The sequence below is a fragment of the Paenibacillus andongensis genome, from assembly GCF_025369935.1.
GTDB classification, from domain to species: Bacteria; Bacillota; Bacilli; order Paenibacillales; family NBRC-103111; genus Paenibacillus_E; species Paenibacillus_E andongensis.
The window spans coordinates 4296171-4313336 of sequence record NZ_CP104467.1; the positions used below are offsets into that span (position 1 = coordinate 4296171).

Below are 17166 nucleotides of genomic sequence, written 5' to 3' on the forward strand. Positions count from 1 at the left end.
TCCCTAACTAGTTTGAAGAACAGGATGTTTTCTTATTCAAAAAGCCCCAGTAGACTGGGGCTTTAATCATTCAGCTGATTCAAAAGAAACTTTGCGTATCTCATTGGTGTTTCATAAGTTCGGTAAAAAGTCGTATCCAGGCCTGCTTTTTTAAAGGTGTAGCGTTGGTCTCTGCCGTTTACTTCAATCAATTTGATACGGCCATCCCGTTCAACGCCCACATCTAATCCGATATCAGCCATATGAGGCAATTTTACGCCAATATATTGGGCAATTTCCAGAGATACTTGCTGTAACTCTTGCTTCATTTGGTTGGAATCAAATCGGCTTGCCTCAAATAGCTGCTCACACCGTTTAACTTTCCCTCCCTTTGCCGCATTAGTCACATGACGGCCTGAAGCTGCAACTTTCCCAATCATTCCGGTAACTTGCCATTGCCCGCTACCTCCACGCTGCACCGAGATACGTAGATCATAAGGCCTTTCATTGTAAGTTGCTAACTGAATCGCTTCCTGTATCATGTAGTTTTGTTTACCTACTATCTTCGCAATGAAAGAAATGACTTGCTTCTTAGATACAAGCTTTGGCTTCCCTTTCATCCAATACAGATTCCAACCCCCGCTCTCCTGCTTGGATATTTTGATGATCCCATCACCTACACTGCTGTTGGTTGGCTTGATGAACAGCGAGGAGTATTTCTTCATAGAGTCTTCTAATTTTTCCCGCGAATATTTAATAGAATCAGGAAGATACTTACGCAGCGAATGATTAGCGTATAAGAGTTGATGTATGCGATGTTTATCGTAACGATTTTGTCTGTTGAATACGATGCTTGATTGGGAAAGCTCTTTTAATTTTTTTCTTAAATAAGGAGATAAGCTAATGGCTCGGTTATGTGTCACACGAGGAATAGAACGTCTAACAAGCCTATACGCATTATTTTCATAGTAATAGCCCAAAGCAGATTTCCCTTTTACATGTTGTAAACACATATAAAAAGGTCTTAACCCATGCATCTTCCCTGCTTTGTTATACAAGGCTAAACGTTCATTTCCTGTTCTTCCTTTCGCAATACCTAAATAAGTTTCCAAGTCCAATAGGACACCTACCGTAGTACGCACCGAATCACCGCCATTCGAATAATAGAACTATGACAGTGTATGTCCTACTTACTCTTGCTAACACGGTGTATACCTAAGCAAACTAAGGAAATGACACCATTTTGGAGAAGGAATTATTTGCCATCTGTCGAACTTAACCTTGGAGTATAATTAAAGGAGGCCACATATGTCAAAGCGCTTTCAACTGCTTGTCGGCACCAATAAAGGCATTTTCATCTATTCCTCAACGACTGAAAGACGAAATTGGTCCATGCAAGGACCTTTTTTACCAGGATGGGAAGCTTATAGTGTTCTTGGAGATACACGATCAGCAAATAAGTTGTATGCAGGAACCTCTCATGCTGCTTATGGTGCGACAATTCGAATGTCTAGCAATGGCGGTGAAACGTGGGAACAGATTGCAGATAGTCCAAGGTACTCCGAGGAAAGTGGTTTTTCGCTAAACCGTATTTGGCAGCTGGTGCCTGGTCTTGCGTCTCAGCCTGATACTCTTTTTGCGGGTGTCGAAGAAGCGGGAATATTCATGAGTCGAGACAGCGGTCAAACGTGGCAAGAGTTAGATGGTTTAACGAAGCACCCCACACGTCCACAGTGGTTTCCCGGAGCCGGCGGTATGTGCTTGCATACCATTCTCATTGATCCAAGGAATTCGCAGCGCATGTGGATTGGAATATCCGCGGTTGGTGTCTTCCGTACACTTGACGGGGGGATTAGCTGGAAGCCCTGTAACAACGGATTAAACCGAGTACCAACAGGTCAACCGGAAGAGAGTGTCGGATACTGTGTGCACAAGATGGTGCTCGACCCGGAAAACGCCGATGTTCTCTATATGCAGGAGCATAGCGGGGTGTTCAAATCCATCGACGGCGGTGATAGTTGGCTTCCGATCGAGGAAGGCCTTACACTTCGTGATGGCGATGCCCCGTTTGGTTTTCCGATTGCCATTTCACCAACAGGCGATTTATTTCTTATCCCGCTTGAAAGCAGCGAACAACGCTCTATGCGTGACGGCAAGTTAATTGTCTACAGAATGGCACGCGGTGAACACTACTGGAAGCCCATTGGGGATGTGCTCCCAGATGAAGAACGACATGTCAGCGTACTGCGAGACGCGATGGCTGTAGATGCGCTTGAGCCTTATGGTCTTTATTTTGGAACAACTTCAGGTGAAATTTATTGTTCACTAGATCGTGGAGAAAGTTGGGAACGTCTGCCTGGACAATTATCACGAATCCTAACTGTGAAGCCAATGATTTTGGAGGACTAGCATGCTTATATCCGTCAGCGTCCCCTCCTTGCTGCGTGATTGCACAGGAGGAAACGTCAAATTTCAATTGGATGCGCTTACGTTACAGGAAGCACTAAATCAACTAATATCGAGCTATCCCCTGCTGCGCGTTCATCTTTGGACCGAAACCGGGCAAGTCCGCAAGCATGTCCTACTTTATTACAATGACATGAATATCGCTTGGCTCGAAGATTTAAATATCACGCTGCAGCAAGGTGATCAGCTTATCGTTTTCCAAGCTGTCTCAGGAGGTTAATGCGGGATTACGCAATGTAAGATGCTAAACCTTGCTATCATAAAAGAAATGCTCCGCATGAATGCTATCACCGAGCTCGATGATACCGTAAGAGTACTGCGGCTGCCTTCTTTTATCCGTTGGCGAGCCCGGGTTAAACATGAGAATTCCGTTCATCATTTGCTTGTATGGAACATGGGAATGTCCGAAGATGACGATATCCGGCCGCTCGGCCTGGAACGCTTCTCGGGCTCTTTCCTCTGTCGTTTTGCGAAAGCCGTCTCCATGGATAAGACCAATCTGGCAGTTGCCGACTGACAGTATTTTCCTCAGGCCGAATCGTTCAATAATATCAGGTCCGTCATTGTTGCCGGCCACAGCTTCACACGGTGCGATTCGCTCAACGAGATCAACAACGTGCTCACTGACCCAATCTCCCGCATGAATTATAAGATCAACACCTTGTAAACCTGTAATTAAAGCATCAGGCAGTTTCTGAACACGCGGTGATAAATGTGTATCCGAGATTACACCAATCCGCATAGGGATCACTCCTTCGTTTAATCATTTAGCCATGAATTCCTTCAAACTAACTTCCCATTCCAATAATAGCTATCCTCCCGGTATACGCGAAAGGCGATCTCTACCTCAGGAATGCCAAGCGAATGAACGTGTTTGGTTAGTACTCTAGCATACTCATCACGCGTCTCCTGCCCTCTCTCAAACCATCCTACTTCTATAAAAGGATAAGGATCGACTTCTTTCCCTTCAAATATAGAAACTGTGGGGAGACATTCCAACATAAAGTTGTCTGTTCCACAGGAGCATACTTGAGCTAGTTCTTCAATTAAAGCCGTACTAATGGATTGAATTTGAGGAACACTAATTCCTCTAACGATCATTTGGGGCATAGGAAACGCTCCTTTGTATTTTCTTGGAAGACTGCAAACTGCCTGTGCAGCGTTAATGTCATGTAGACACTACAGATTACATTGTAGCATATTCGATGTTTGCCGGTCAGTTTGATACAATGTAAACATACGAGCTTTGATTACGCCAAGGGGGACAACAATGTGAAAGAACCCATCGTCATACAGAACAAATTAAGAGAAGCTATGGGTCATCTCGAAAAACGCTTCATGGAACGGGAAGAGCTCATCCGTGTCTTGCTGCTCGCTATCATGAGCGGCGAACATGTCTTATTAGTTGGACCTCCCGGTTCAGCCAAATCTCAATTAGCACGCGCTGCGGCTGAATTATTCGGTAACGAACCTTATTATGATTATTTATTAACCCGATTCACAACACCGGACGAATTATTCGGGCCTGTCTCCTTGCAAAAACTTAAAAATGATGAGTATGTTAGGCTCACAGACGGCTATTTACCAAGTGCTCGCTTTGCTTTCCTCGATGAAATATTCAAATCGAACAGCGCCATACTGAATGCGCTCCTTTCTGTCTTGAATGAACGTGTCTTCTTTAATGGACGGCAGAAGCAGCAGTCTCCCCTTTTATTCTTAATGGCAGCATCGAATGAATTACCCGAAGATAACGAACAATTAGCAGCGCTGTACGACCGTTTCCTATTCCGATTTGAAGTTGAATATGTCAAGCAAATTTCCAGCTTTGAACTCATGTTTCAGGCACCAACTACACCTCTCCCTACCCTCTTGTCAACGGAATTGGTGAAGCAGCTGAAATCACAAGCGGCCGAGGTGCAATTGCCAGATGCGCTGGTTTACATGCTTTTTCAATTGAAGACAGCTCTTGAAGAGAAAGAATATGTGCTTTCGGATCGCCGCTACCACAAGATTGGCCATTCGTGGAAGATTTCAGCAGCCATCCATGGACGCAGCGCTGTCAATGTGTGGGATACCGTACTAACCCCGCATATGCTCTGGGATTTCCCTGAAGATTTGGTAGAGCTCAAAGCGATCTTCGACACCTTATTCCAGGACATGCTCAAACGAGAAATGGAACAAGAGCTCCCGCTGCTTCAATATAACTTGACGGTTAAAAAATGGTTGGAGAAAGAAGATGAATTACATGCCTTCCAATTTAAAAAAGAAATCGGCGGCGCTTTAAATAAAGATGCTTCTGAGCGGTTGAAAGCGACTTTGGAAGATTGCCGAGCGGAACTGGAAGAAACAGCTAGAAGCTTACGAGGCAGACTTGTCTCCTGGCAGGAGAAAGAAAAGAAATTGCCGGAATGGATCGCTTCCCAATCTATCTTTCTGCAGCACCCTGAGCAGTATGCCGTTAAATTCACACACCTGCGCATTCAGGGCGAGCGCATATTGCAATCCATCCAAGGTTTATATCGCACATTGTTTGACCGGGAAATCCCAGGAATCGTATACGACTATACGTTATAAGAGGTTACCACTATGATCATACGCTGCACTCGGGTTGACAGGTATGTGTTCGAGGGCTACGTACACTCATCGCGCGTCGCACAAGAATGGATGCGCGAAGCCGTAAGGCAAGCCCCTTGGTTTACAATTGAACTTTTTGCGGATTTCTTTATGTGCTTCTACTTAACGAAGCCGGAAGTGGACGGCACCGTAGAGGAAACCCCCTTCCACCGTTGGATGGTCTTAACGCTGCGCAAGCAGTACTTCTATGTGTCCATTCACCCTCGTACCATCGGGCAAGTGAATGCCTCTTTCAAAACAGCGCTAAAGGCGCTGATGTGGCTTACCGAGTCCTATGAGAAGGAAGTCAAACGCAGGCATAAGGAACAGAAAATAAGCGGCTTTGGCTTCGAGAAGAAGCAGCAGATGAGCGGACAAGAGGAAAAGAGCGTAAGTGAGCGCCTCTCCGAGAAGCAAATCGAGAAGCTGCGGCTCGTTGGCTATACGCTGCAGCAAGGGAAGCGCGCCGTCGAAGACAAACAGGAAGCTGTCGATTCGCGGCCGCTCATCGCGGAGGAGATCCGCTCGCTGAAGCAGCGAATCACGGAGCTGCAAAACGAAATGCGCACCGAGTTCATGAGGCGCGATAAGCTCAAAGCGAAGCTGCGCAAGGCGGAAGAGGAACTCGAGCGCCGCGAGCGGCAGCTGGACCGCATGAGCGCGCGCGACCTCGCGGCCATGAAGGAGATCGAGGCAGAGCTTGGCGATTGGCTCGGACAGGCTTTAAAGGAGACGCTGTCCCTCGAAGAGATGGACAGCTTCAATGTGCACGAGCTCGTGCAAGCGAGTCAGCGGCTCGCGAACCGGCGCTGGGGCAGCGAGCTGGGGAAATTGCGGCGGCAGACGTTCGAGCATTACGTGCAGTGGATTGAGAAGCTGAAGCGCAGCAAGGATCTGGTGTCTTTCCTTCAGGAGGTGGGACGGAACATCCATCACCTTCGGGTGCAGCGGAAGAAGCTGCGCTCGCCTTACGTCCCGGAAGCCTACGATGATTTACGCCAGTCTGGCGACATCGCGCATCTGCTTCCGAGCGAAGCCAGCTTGCTCGCTGACGAAGATTTTGAGCCTTATTTTCTCGTCAAATGGATGGAAAATAAGCTCATGACCTACAATTATACCGGCTCAATAGAAGAGCCGCAGAAAGGTCCTGTTATCTGCATGCTTGATACCTCCCATTCCATGCGAGGCAGCAAGCTGCGGCTTGCTCAGCTGTTTACGGCGACCTTCGCCTCCTTCTCCCTTCTCGAGCGGCGGGACTTCGTCCTGCTCCTGTTCGGGGCGAAGGGCGAGCTCATCGAGCATGTGTTGTCGCATAAGCGGCCGGATTGGGACCGCTTCTATGGTCTGGCTCAGCTTGCTTTCGGCGGCGGCACGAACTTCGACGCGCCGCTAAGCAGAGGCATGGACATCGTACAGCACGAGCGGCAGTTTCACGATGCCGACTTCGTGATGGTCACCGATGGTGTCGGCCAAATCTCCAAAGCAACGCTGCAGAAGCTTGGCGCTCTTGGTCAGAAGAAGCAGCTGCGGCTGCATTCGCTCATCATTGGCTCCGCACGCCAACATCTCGTACAGAAGTACGAAATTGTTGGCGTTTCTCACCAAGTCAGATTCGCCACAGCTTGGGATGTACAAGATCCTGTGAAGGATGAACTTCTGTTGGATGTGTTTGCTAAGCGGTAGTGACTGCTGCAAAATAGCTTAACAGCCTTCAATCCCGCTTGGGAATTAAAGACTTTTAAGCTATTTGTCTCAGGAGAACCTGGGTGCGGATTTCAACTGATTCATATATGATGATTAGCTCTCGCCTTCCTATTACCTTCACCCTTATGTTTCATACACGGAACGTCAATGCCTTATTTTGCTCGATAGCCACTATTTTGCTTATGAAACGGAACGTCGATCACTTATTTCCCTTCGGCTGCCCTATTTTCAACCAAGAACAGCAAAATAGCGCCTCCTAATTCCCTTTACACGAATAAACGTGAATATTGGGACAAATAGCGCCTCCTAGTTCCTTTTGCTAATTCCTTTAGCCAATTCGTTACCAGTTCCTTTAGCCAGTTCCTAACCAAGATCCTTAATAAGTTCCTATCGCTACTTTTATAGGCGCAGCCATATAATCCCACATAAAAAACCATGAAATCTTCAATGAAGATCATCATGGTTTTTCGTTTACTATGTATTCAAGCTCTCAATGGTTTTTCGTTTACTAAATATTCAAGCTCTCATAAGTTCTTTAATCGTTTTCAAAGATACACCCGTTTGGTGGTAAACCTCAATAAGTGTGGCACGCGGATGGGCCCGAACGAAATCCTTCACTTTGTGTGACTCTTTCAAATGAAGTTGGGAGCAAGCTTTACAACGCTTTTCAAATTTCGAAATATAAACTTGTCCGCATTTTTCACAGTTGCAAAGTGACATTTCTCCACACCTTCCTGATCCATTCTCTATGATAAATCTCTCTAATATAGACTTCGAGAAGAGGCGCACACTTCTGGGGGTACCTAAAAAAATAATTTCACTAAATTTGAATCTGGACTAAGTCACCCGGTTTTATCTCGCCTGGGCGTTCCACGTAAGCGACAATCCCTCTGCTTTGCCTAGCATGTTTGATAAATTGTTGAGTTAGGCTTCTGTCTCCATAATGATTGGCAATCTGCTTGCCAGGTCCTGCACAGGGCTCGTTCTCACCTTCGCACACAAGTCCGCCGCCACTTGGCAGAATCATTCGGATTCCCATAGGAAGCTTGGTTAATTCAGGGGCACCGCTCACTACTATATTTGCACCCAACCACTCAGGTTTAATTGTTTCTACACCCAGTCGCTGCGCAATGCCTTGCAGTTCCTCTAAGGATACAATACTGAGTTGACGACGATTCATGATCTCTTCGCCTTTCTTGTACATCGGCTGCCGCGAGTCTGCTTTGGCGAATAACCCGAAGTGCCGATCACCTTCAATGCCCCCAAAACTTAGTTCAACACCGTCGATTTCTCTCGTTACAAACGTTGAAGCGTCATCTGCGATAAGTACAGCTTCAATTTTAGCCACAATTGCCATGAAGTCGTTCACCTGCCTTGTCCCCTATTATACCACTTTCTTTCCCTATTCTTCCAGTACCTTCGTGAGGTCCTGCTCGGGCCACATCGTTCCATCCTGCCAACCCAGCACAAAAGCTTCCCATCGGCGATTTTCCGGAAAAACATCAAGGTCACCAAAGTATTTGGCGATAGCTACATGCTGAGTTGCATGCGCCCGCAAGGCTGCTGCCTTGATCGGCCAACCAGCCTCTGTATCTACTTCTATCGAAGGCTTGTGACCTTTAGCTCGCAATGAAGCTGCTGCTGCATAATATAACTTGCGTACACTCGGACATTTCCCGCTCAATACAGCCGCCGTTGTCGCCTTGGAGATGGTGATATGATCGGGGTGACCATTGCCCCCATCTTCCGGGAATGTAAATAGTACCTCGACCTCATACCGCTGAATAAAAGAGATGACGCCTTCAACTAGAGCATTGAAATCAATCTCTGCAAGCTGACCATCTGGATGGCCCAAGTGCTCCACGTGAGACAAGCCCAGCACCTTGGCGGCTTCATCCATCTCCTTCTCTCGCAGCTTAGCCAGCTCTGATCGATCTTTTGCCCGCTCTAACCCTAGTCTTCCCGCATCACCTCGTGTTGCCAACAACAAAACAGGATTTTCCCCTTGATCGGCAAGTTTGCGAATGATGCATGCACTAAGAAACGTCTCATCATCCGGATGTGCATATGTAAATCCATATCGGTGCTTCATCTCTTCACTCCATTCTTTTATTATGTAAAAGCTGCTGGCGGATATATTTTTTCGATGCAATAAATAGCTTGATCCATCGGCATCACTTTCTCTTTCAGATCCAGCATATCCCTTAATTTCACTTGGTCAGTCGAACTGTCTGCCAAGCCTATACAGATAATAAAGCGAATTCCTAGCTTTGTCGCAGCAATTAACTGCTTATCCACATCCAACTTCTCATCAAGTATCTTTATTCCTATACCAGCTAGTTTCAGTTCATTTGCCATTCGATATGCAGCTTCTGATGCTTTAGGGTCAAGAAGGATTACCATAGCTTGTTCTTCTAGCTGCTTTCCATACGAACTTTCTGAACTCCAACCTACATTTGATCCTTCCACGTTTCGCATACCATCCACCCTTCCCATTCTTAACGAGATAAAAAAACGCGCCGGACCTATGGTCCTGCGCGAATTGCTATCCCGCAGGGAGGCCAACGCGAAATGCGTTAGCCCACCCTGATATGTACAGGTGTGTGCTAACGCCTATAAAAATAATGAATTTGTACGAACCAAGTTGTATTCTTCATATGATTCGTCTCCTTCAACTTCATGATTATTATGATTATAGCGAGCCGCTGATGTAGATGCAACAGCTTTTTTTATTTATCCTATGCTAAAATGGCTTCGATATCCGGAGCGATAGTTGCTGGATCGGTACTTGCGCTGTACTGCTTAACAACAATACCGTTTGCGTCAACGAGGAATTTCACGAAATTCCATTCGATTTCTCCTGTACGATACGGTTCAGGTGTATGGTTTAACAAGTAAGTATATAAAGGATGAGCATGTTCACCCTTCACATCAATTTTATCAAATAACGGGAATGATACTTTGTAGTTGAGCTCGCAGAAGCTTTGGATCTCTTCATTTGTTCCTGGTTCTTGACCGCCAAACTGATTACAAGGGAATCCAAGAACAACCAATCCTTTGTCTTGATACTGTTCATATAAGCTTTGGAGCCCTTTATAATGCGGTGTAAGCCCACATGCACTTGCTGTATTTACAATGAGCAGTACTTTTCCTTTATATTCGGAAAGTGACTTCGTTTCTCCTGAGATCGTTTGAACGTCAATATGATAGATCGACATCGCTCAGCACTCCTTCAAATTATAATAAGTTCCAGTCTATTATAACATTCTTTACCAATGAGCCCAAATCATAAGCTTGACAGTTTAGCTTCCCATATACTGACAGGTGTGATATATTGTTTACCTGTTTATTTCATACAATAGACAATATCTGATCTTAGGAGGTAACTGATCTTGGACACAAAGACTCAAAGTGCCTATCAAGAAGAATTACAGCAGCTTGAACGAACGAATGCGGAAATTGACAAACAGCTTGAGCGGCTTAGGTCGACTCCTGTTTATTACGGACCGGATTTAACGGAACAAGCGTTAGAGGCAGCTCGCGAGAATGGCCGAAACAATTTAGCTAAAGCTGTTGATGAACCTTATTTCGGCCGCCTAGACTTCCAAGAGACTGGATCGGCTTCCGCCCTTCCGCTTTATATTGGTAAATCAGGCGTCGAGGACGAGCGAACAGGCCAATTGCTTGTCATTGACTGGCGGGCACCCGTCGCTAGCCTTTTCTATTCATTCACGGGTGGGCTTGACGCTGCTTCTTACGATTCACCGGACGGCCTTATCGATGGTCTCGTTTATCTCAAGCGCAACCTCGTTGTCCGCAAACAAATTCTCCAGCGTGTCGTTGATACCTATGACCGCAATGAAGACTCTCTAGCCGTCGGCGATGAGTTCTTACTTTACCGTCTTGGCGAAAATAAAGACAATAAACTGCGCGACATTGTATCTACCATCCAAGCCGAGCAAGACCGCATTATCCGCGCAGCGAAGAATACAGCATTGATTATCCAAGGGGTCGCAGGAAGCGGTAAAACGACTGTCGCCCTGCATCGACTTGCTTTCTTACTCTATCAATACCGCGAGCAGGTTCGTGCAGAACGGATGATCATTTTTGCGCCAAACTCCATGTTCCTTGATTACATATCCGGTGTGTTGCCTGAACTTGGCGTCGGAAATATCCAGCAAAGCACTTTCACTGATTGGGCAATTGATGTGCTCGACCAAGAAGTAAAGCTAGCGGATCAGTCACTCGTTCTTCAAACCTGGTTCTCGCTTGGCAGCAAAAGACCGCCGGTTGATGATCAAGCACCGGGACGATTTAAAGGGTCTATTGCTTTTAAACAATACCTGGATGACTGTCTCACAAGGTTCGAGGAGTCTTATGTGCCTACCTCGGATTTCATCCCGTGGGAGGGTGTTAAGCTTCCAATTGCAACCATCCGCGAATGGTTTTTTGTAGAGAATAAGCATTATCCGCTTGTCAAAAGGCGCGAGCGTGTTATTGCACGGATCAAACGCTGGATGGAAATTCAGCTCGACAAGATTTGGGAGCAAAGTCGGAAGAAAGAGCTGAAAAAGAAAGCTTCTCAACGCCTGCGTACGTATCTGACAGGTTGGCCCGATCATTCGGCATTCAGCTTCTACAAAATACTTTTCTCAGATAAAGGCCGTCCGGACAGCTTGCCGATCGACCTACTCAACCAAATACCAGAACCTATTGTTACCGCTTCGCTGAAGCTTTTCAAGAAAAAAGAAGTGCAGCTCGAGGATCTCGCTCCACTCCTTTATATTCATACACGCCTTTTCGGCATTCCCTCAGACCGGTTATTCGACCATGTCGTAATCGACGAGGCGCAGGACTTTTCACCTTTCCAGGTGGCTGTCCTTGATTCATACACACGGAATAGCTCGTTTACAATACTCGGTGATTTATCACAGGGAATTCACGCTTATCAAGGCATCACAGACTGGAAGGAATTTTCCAGCTTATTTCAGGTAGACGAAACCGGTTATTTCGAACTTGAACGCAGTTATCGTTCAACGATGGAAATCATCCAGTTTGCCAATCAGGTCCTGGAACGAGGCGTCGAGAATCCGCTACTTGCTGTGCCCGTGTTCCGCAGCGGCAACAAAGTCCGCGTTCTACAGACAGATATCAAAGGCCGATTGCCGCTACTGCAGCGTGCCATCGCAACCTTGAAGCAAGGGAGCTCGAGCACAATCGCTGTTGTTGCCCGTACGGAGAAGCAAGCACAGGAGCTGCATGATGCTTTGACAGACGCTGGCATCGAAACAAATCTCATAACTTCCAAGCAGCGAGTGTATCGCGGTGGTATTTCGGTCCTGCCCGTCTTTTTGACCAAGGGACTTGAATTTGATGCTGTGCTGCTCATGGATGTTACTGCCGGGCATTACGAAGCCACTTTTATGGATGCCAAATTGCTGTACGTAGGCTGTACGCGTGCGCTTCATGAATTATGGCTAATGGCTCCTGGAGAACTGTCTCCTTTGGTCTCAACGGAAGATACTGAGATTGTCGAAACCCATTATCCCGCATAATTTCAACAATGAATAAAGACACCTGTTCACCGATCATAAGGATCGAGTAAATAGGTGTCTTTGTCACGACTTTTCTCACATTTTTAGTAAGCAATCAGTACGCCGCCTTCACCAGCATAAGTACCAATGACGGTGCCCATGTTAGAGAATAGCACTTTACGGAATGGATATTTCTCAAGGAGTTGGTCCAAGACTTCACGCGCTCTATCCTCACAATTGCAATGCGCGACGGCAATCACATCTTTATCGAAATCGTGTTGAGCTTCCCCTATTTTGGCGATTAAACGTTTCAAGGCTTGCTGGGTGCCGCGGATCTTCTCCAGCACTTCTATGGCACCTTCTTCGCTGCCTTTCATTAGAAGCTTAATATTCAGCACAGACGCGACAGCTCCCCTCACTCGGTCGAGCCTGCCGCCTTTAATGACATTTTCAAGCGTGTCTAAAAAGAAGAAAGTGCCTGAAGTCTTCACAGATTGCCCTATCACTTCTACAATTTGTTCAAATGGAACATTCGCTTCCGCCAATTTGGCTGCCTTATAGACAAGAACGCCCAGTCCAAGTGAGGTTGTTTTCGAATCAATCACCTCGATACGACCTGTATAACCTTCTTCTAGGAGCATCTCTTTAGCCATGACTGCATGATGGTAGGTGCTGCTAAGCGCCGATGAAAGACTGATCACAAGAATATCTTGATCTACTTTGGCCTTCTGATATTCAGCGAGGAATAGCTGCGGAGCCGGACTTGACGTCTTCGGGAGGACACTCTCCTTTTTCATTCTCGCATAGAAATCAGTAAGCTCCATATCAGGAGGCATACATTCCTCTCCAAAATGTACGGATAATGGAACAATCGCAATCCCAATCTCATTAACGATCATTTCGGGGAGGTCGCAACTGCTATCTGTGATAATCTTGATTGTCGTCATGGTGTCCACTCATTTCTTATTATTTGGCGAAAACAATACCTGCGGTATGCCATTAAAAGCCATAAATGGTCATCCCACCATCAACGAACAGAGTCTGGCCTGTCACATAATTCGCCGCATCCGAAGCGAAAAATACAGCGGGTCCTACCAGCTCCTCAAGCTCACCCACGCGCCCCAGAGGTGTACGTGCAATAATGTCGGCTAAGTATTCTGGATTAGCAAGGATTTTCTCTGTCAAAGGCGTTTTGAAATACCACGGTCCAATACTATTCACATTGATCCCATATTTCCCCCATTCAAGTGCAAGCACCTTCGTCATTTGGATCATCGCAGCTTTGGTAGCTGCGTATACAACTCCAGTTCGAAGGGCAACCTGTCCAGCAACAGATGCGATATTGATAATTCTTCCATATTCCTTTTGCTGCATATGACGACCAACGATTTGTGAGCACAAGAAAGCAGATTTAAGATTCGTCTGCATGATCGTATCCCATTCTTCATCCGTCACAGCCAGCGCTTGACTGCGAATATTCATGCCCGCATTGTTCACTAGAATATCCAGACGGCCCGTCTGTTCAATGAGTTGTTGGACAGCTTCCTCAATCTGTTCTCTATTCGTGACATCAACCGTAAACGGATATGCCTTTCGTCCCAAGGCACGAATTTCATGGGCTACTTCCTCAATATCACTTGCTGTACGGGCGAAAAGAGCTACGTCAGCCCCCGCCTCTGCAAGACCTATGGCTAGCGCTTTGCCAATGCCTCTTCCAGCTCCTGTGACTAAGGCAATTTTATTTTGCAGTTGAAATGAAGGTAAAAACATCTTTTCATCGTCCAATCTATGAGGTAGTAGGTAATTATTGTGAAAGAAGGGTTGTTTATGGACTATTCTGTTCGGGAAGAGAAGGCCAACGCTATCAGCCACGGCGTGGGCGTGTTGTTAAGCATCGCAGCGCTTGTCCTGCTCATTGTGCAGGCTTCCTTACATGGCACTGTTTGGCACATTGTCAGTTTTAGCATTTTTGGTGCAGCATTAGTCATACTTTATACCTGTTCAACGCTGCTTCACAGTGTGAGCCATCCGCGATTGAAGGATGTGTTTGAGCTTCTTGATCACTCCGCCATTTATTTGTTAATTGCTGGCAGCTATACACCTTATTTACTCGTCACCTTACGAGGTCCCTTGGGTTGGAGCTTCTTTGGCGTGATTTGGGGCTTAGCCTTTGTCGGGATCGTCTTGAAAATATTCTACGTGAAACGATTCATCTTGGTTTCAACCCTTTGTTACATACTCATGGGTTGGTTGATCGTTTTCGCATTTAAGCCACTGTACATGAACCTACCGTTAGGCGGTATCGTGTGGCTCGTCGTAGGCGGACTATTTTATACGTTTGGTTCCATTTTCTATGTATGGCGGCGCATCCCTTATCACCATGCCATTTGGCACATTTTCGTTCTCGCTGGTAGCGCCTGTCATTTCTTCTCTATATTCGAGTATGTGATACTGGCTTAATCATTGGATTAATTGCTGAAGGTGTTGGAGAGAAACCGCATTCTCCACTTGACGCGCCAGTTCTTCATAACCAATTTCATTTGGGTGGATGGCATCCTCAGACAAATAACGACTATCTTCGCCTACGAAAGCATCATACACTTGAACCACAAGAATATGAGGCTGCTCTAATTTGCGCAGAAATAAATTAAAACGCTGTACCCAATAAGCGGCATCCGGCACCTGCGGCAGAGGATTGTAGAGCCCGACTAAAACGATTAAGAAAGGCTCCTCAATCCCTTTCCGCAGCGCCTCAATTTCTCCGATCATTTTCTTATAGTTGGATTCATACGTTTGAAGAGCAGATTTTAAGTAAGCAGGATCTCCCTGATAAAAGAAAGGAATTGCCGCCTGGATTAAGTCATTGCCACCAGCTGTAATCGTGATGAGATTCGCTTCTCTTATATCTTTTTGGATTTCCGGATCTAACTCAAGTGTTTGAAGCAATTGACTAGTTGTAGCACCATTCTTGCCTGCAGGCTTTAAGTGAATAGGAACCTTCAGCAATTGCTCCAACTTTTGCCGATAGATAGATACGAATCCGTGACCTTCCGGAGCTCCAAAACCAACCGTTAATGAATCTCCAAATGCCAAATAATTGATCGTCTTTTCCATTGCTATCCTCTCCCTAAAGCCTGACGTATAATACTATATGCGCCAGCGCCCAGTTTGGGAAGGGACATTCTAACCAGTTCTTTGGTCGTTTTTTTATACGTTTACATGCTGCTTAACATAATTTTCGATTTGTGCTTTCTCCGAGAATGTAAATTGAAATTCACAATCACAGCCCTCGTCATGAAGGACAATTTGAACAATTTCTCCATCGAGATTACAGATAACGAGTATAGAAGGATCGATTAAATCCTCCGGAAACTCCTCGCCAACCTCCTTATGAATACTTAAGAAAATGTCCCGCCATTGCCCTCTTACCTCTGATTCCGTGAAAGATAATGTAAATCGGTGTTCTTCGTGTTCGGCTCCATATTTCATCATCTGAGAATCCCCCTAATTATTTCGCAAAAAATCTATTTGGTAAGATTTCGTATATTAACTCTTTTTGTTCATTAATTGTAACCCAGTGTGCTGTAAAGTGGTAGTTCGCCTTCCTTTATACTACAATGGAGCTAAGAACCATTCAATAAAGGAGCCTTCCATTTATGAAAACAACCATTACGCAAACCATTGATAACCATTCGGACAGATTCAAAGCCATATCCAGCTTTATAGGAGCAAACCCAGAACTTGGGCATGAAGAATTTAAAGCTTCGGATCGCTTAACGGAGGAATTGACCCATCATGGCTTCCACGTTGAACGCGGTGTCTTAGATATTGCAACCTCTTTTATCGCTACCTATGATTCTGGTAAAGCGGGCCCTGTCGTAGCCTTCCTAGCTGAATATGACGCCTTGCCCGACCTGGGTCACGCTTGCGGTCACCATCTCATCTGTATGATGAGTATTGGTGCCGCCATCGGTCTTAAGTCGGTCATCGATGAAACAGGCGGCAGCATCCGTGTATATGGAACACCTGCCGAGGAAACGAAGGGTGCCAAAGTGCCAATGGCCGCGGCTGGACTATTCAAAGATGTGGATATCGCACTGATGGCGCACCCTTACTATACGTATGAGAAGTCAGGCGAATCGCTAGCTATGGACGCTATCCAGTACGAATTCTTTGGTCGCTCTGCTCATGCAGCTGCTCAACCTTATGAAGGCGTCAACGCACTTGATGCTGTGCTTCAACTGTTCAATTCCATAAATGCACTGCGCCAACAAACCAAGTCTGATGCGCGTATTCACGGCATCATTAGCGAAGGCGGCAAAGCTCCAAATATTATCCCTGACTATGCTGTCGCTCAGTTCTATGTCCGCTCAGCATCCCGCACATATACGAACGAGCTCGTGCAAAAAGTACTTCACTGCGCTGAGGGCGCTGCTCTGCAAACCGGCTGTACATTGAAAACTTCCTTTTACGAGTATTCGTATGACGAACTTCGAACCAATGAGACACTTTCAGCCGTCTTCACTGATCAGTTATTAGCAATGGGAATTGATCCGAAAGAGATCGAAGTTGGCAAGGATCATGGTTCCCTCGACCTAGGCAACGTGTCTACCCAATGCCCGACGATTCACCCATTCGTCAAAGTTGTAGACGAGAGACATATGCTGCACACCAAGGAATTCCGTGATCTGGCGCTGCAGGAACCCGCGCTTAATGCTATGATTTTCACGGCAAAACTTCTGGCTTTCACAGCATACGAAGTGCTCACTAGCCCAGAGCTGTTAAGTAAAATCAAAGCGGAATTCGCTGCAGCGAAGAAATAACCATCTCCCCATACGAAAGACCAGCCGCATGCAACAGAGCTCCTGCT

General features: G+C 46.2%; 18 protein-coding genes. 7 read left to right on the top strand and 11 right to left on the bottom strand.

Annotated features, from left to right (window positions below; translation table 11 throughout):
* Positions 1 to 62: 62 nt before the first annotated feature.
* On the bottom strand, positions 63 to 1121 hold the full coding sequence (locus NYR53_RS19455) for a YheC/YheD family endospore coat-associated protein (RefSeq protein ID WP_261300882.1): 1059 nt from the start codon (positions 1119 to 1121) through the stop codon (positions 63 to 65).
* Between the two features lie 166 nt (positions 1122 to 1287).
* Here NYR53_RS19455 and NYR53_RS19460 point away from each other — a divergent pair, with 166 nt between their 5' ends.
* Both NYR53_RS19460 and NYR53_RS19465 read left to right on the top strand, forming a co-directional pair.
* Positions 1288 to 2388, top strand: a complete 1101-nt coding sequence (locus tag NYR53_RS19460) for a WD40/YVTN/BNR-like repeat-containing protein (RefSeq protein ID WP_261300883.1) — start codon at positions 1288 to 1290, stop codon at positions 2386 to 2388.
* Position 2389: 1 nt separating this feature from the next.
* Positions 2390 to 2665, top strand: coding sequence for a MoaD/ThiS family protein (locus tag NYR53_RS19465; RefSeq protein ID WP_261300884.1), 276 nt, complete (start codon positions 2390 to 2392; stop codon positions 2663 to 2665).
* Between the two features lie 24 nt (positions 2666 to 2689).
* Here NYR53_RS19465 and NYR53_RS19470 read toward each other — a convergent pair whose 3' ends face one another.
* Complete coding sequence (locus tag NYR53_RS19470) at positions 2690 to 3187, bottom strand: metallophosphoesterase family protein (protein ID WP_261300885.1); 498 nt, start codon at positions 3185 to 3187, stop codon at positions 2690 to 2692.
* 41 nt (positions 3188 to 3228) lie between these two features.
* Complete coding sequence (locus tag NYR53_RS19475) at positions 3229 to 3555, bottom strand: DUF1904 family protein (RefSeq protein WP_261300886.1); 327 nt, start codon at positions 3553 to 3555, stop codon at positions 3229 to 3231.
* A 162-nt stretch (positions 3556 to 3717) separates the two neighbouring features.
* Between NYR53_RS19475 and NYR53_RS19480 the strand changes: the two genes are divergently transcribed.
* Positions 3718 to 5019 (top strand): AAA family ATPase, encoded by a 1302-nt coding sequence (locus NYR53_RS19480; protein ID WP_261300887.1) that lies wholly within the window; start codon positions 3718 to 3720, stop codon positions 5017 to 5019.
* 12 nt (positions 5020 to 5031) lie between these two features.
* On the top strand, positions 5032 to 6741 hold the full coding sequence (locus NYR53_RS19485) for a vWA domain-containing protein (RefSeq protein WP_261300888.1): 1710 nt from the start codon (positions 5032 to 5034) through the stop codon (positions 6739 to 6741).
* Between the two features lie 841 nt (positions 6742 to 7582).
* Here the strand turns inward: NYR53_RS19485 and NYR53_RS19490 are convergent.
* The 4 genes from NYR53_RS19490 to NYR53_RS19505 all read right to left on the bottom strand — a co-directional run bounded on the left by NYR53_RS19490 (position 7583) and on the right by NYR53_RS19505 (position 9980).
* Positions 7583 to 8119, bottom strand: a complete 537-nt coding sequence (locus NYR53_RS19490) for an MOSC domain-containing protein (RefSeq protein ID WP_261300889.1) — start codon at positions 8117 to 8119, stop codon at positions 7583 to 7585.
* A gap of 45 nt (positions 8120 to 8164) precedes the next feature.
* Positions 8165 to 8854, bottom strand: a complete 690-nt coding sequence (locus NYR53_RS19495; protein WP_261300890.1) for a PIG-L deacetylase family protein — start codon at positions 8852 to 8854, stop codon at positions 8165 to 8167.
* 20 nt (positions 8855 to 8874) lie between these two features.
* Positions 8875 to 9240 (bottom strand): His/Gly/Thr/Pro-type tRNA ligase C-terminal domain-containing protein, encoded by a 366-nt coding sequence (locus NYR53_RS19500; protein ID WP_261300891.1) that lies wholly within the window; start codon positions 9238 to 9240, stop codon positions 8875 to 8877.
* Positions 9241 to 9500: 260 nt separating this feature from the next.
* Positions 9501 to 9980, bottom strand: a complete 480-nt coding sequence (locus NYR53_RS19505; RefSeq protein ID WP_261300892.1) for a glutathione peroxidase — start codon at positions 9978 to 9980, stop codon at positions 9501 to 9503.
* 174 nt (positions 9981 to 10154) lie between these two features.
* Between NYR53_RS19505 and NYR53_RS19510 the strand changes: the two genes are divergently transcribed.
* A complete protein-coding gene (locus tag NYR53_RS19510; protein WP_261300893.1) occupies positions 10155 to 12317 on the top strand; it encodes a HelD family protein in 2163 nt (720 codons plus the stop codon).
* Between the two features lie 83 nt (positions 12318 to 12400).
* On the opposite strand, the gene NYR53_RS19515 is transcribed toward NYR53_RS19510, so the two are convergent.
* Positions 12401 to 13243 carry a DegV family protein gene (locus NYR53_RS19515; RefSeq protein WP_261300894.1) on the bottom strand — a complete coding sequence of 281 codons (843 nt, stop codon included), beginning with the start codon at positions 13241 to 13243 and terminating at the stop codon, positions 12401 to 12403.
* 52 nt (positions 13244 to 13295) lie between these two features.
* Positions 13296 to 14066 (bottom strand): SDR family NAD(P)-dependent oxidoreductase, encoded by a 771-nt coding sequence (locus tag NYR53_RS19520; protein ID WP_261300895.1) that lies wholly within the window; start codon positions 14064 to 14066, stop codon positions 13296 to 13298.
* A 57-nt stretch (positions 14067 to 14123) separates the two neighbouring features.
* Between NYR53_RS19520 and trhA the strand changes: the two genes are divergently transcribed.
* Positions 14124 to 14756 carry a PAQR family membrane homeostasis protein TrhA gene (gene trhA / locus NYR53_RS19525; RefSeq protein WP_261300896.1) on the top strand — a complete coding sequence of 211 codons (633 nt, stop codon included), beginning with the start codon at positions 14124 to 14126 and terminating at the stop codon, positions 14754 to 14756.
* On the opposite strand, the gene NYR53_RS19530 is transcribed toward trhA, so the two are convergent.
* Positions 14757 to 15410: a GDSL-type esterase/lipase family protein gene (locus NYR53_RS19530; RefSeq protein WP_261300897.1), complete on the bottom strand. Its 654-nt coding sequence runs from the start codon at positions 15408 to 15410 to the stop codon at positions 14757 to 14759.
* Between the two features lie 93 nt (positions 15411 to 15503).
* Positions 15504 to 15788 carry a hypothetical protein gene (locus NYR53_RS19535; RefSeq protein ID WP_261300898.1) on the bottom strand — a complete coding sequence of 95 codons (285 nt, stop codon included), beginning with the start codon at positions 15786 to 15788 and terminating at the stop codon, positions 15504 to 15506.
* Between the two features lie 164 nt (positions 15789 to 15952).
* Here NYR53_RS19535 and NYR53_RS19540 point away from each other — a divergent pair, with 164 nt between their 5' ends.
* A complete protein-coding gene (locus NYR53_RS19540) occupies positions 15953 to 17119 on the top strand; it encodes a M20 family metallopeptidase (protein ID WP_261300899.1) in 1167 nt (388 codons plus the stop codon).
* Positions 17120 to 17166: the final 47 nt, after the last annotated feature.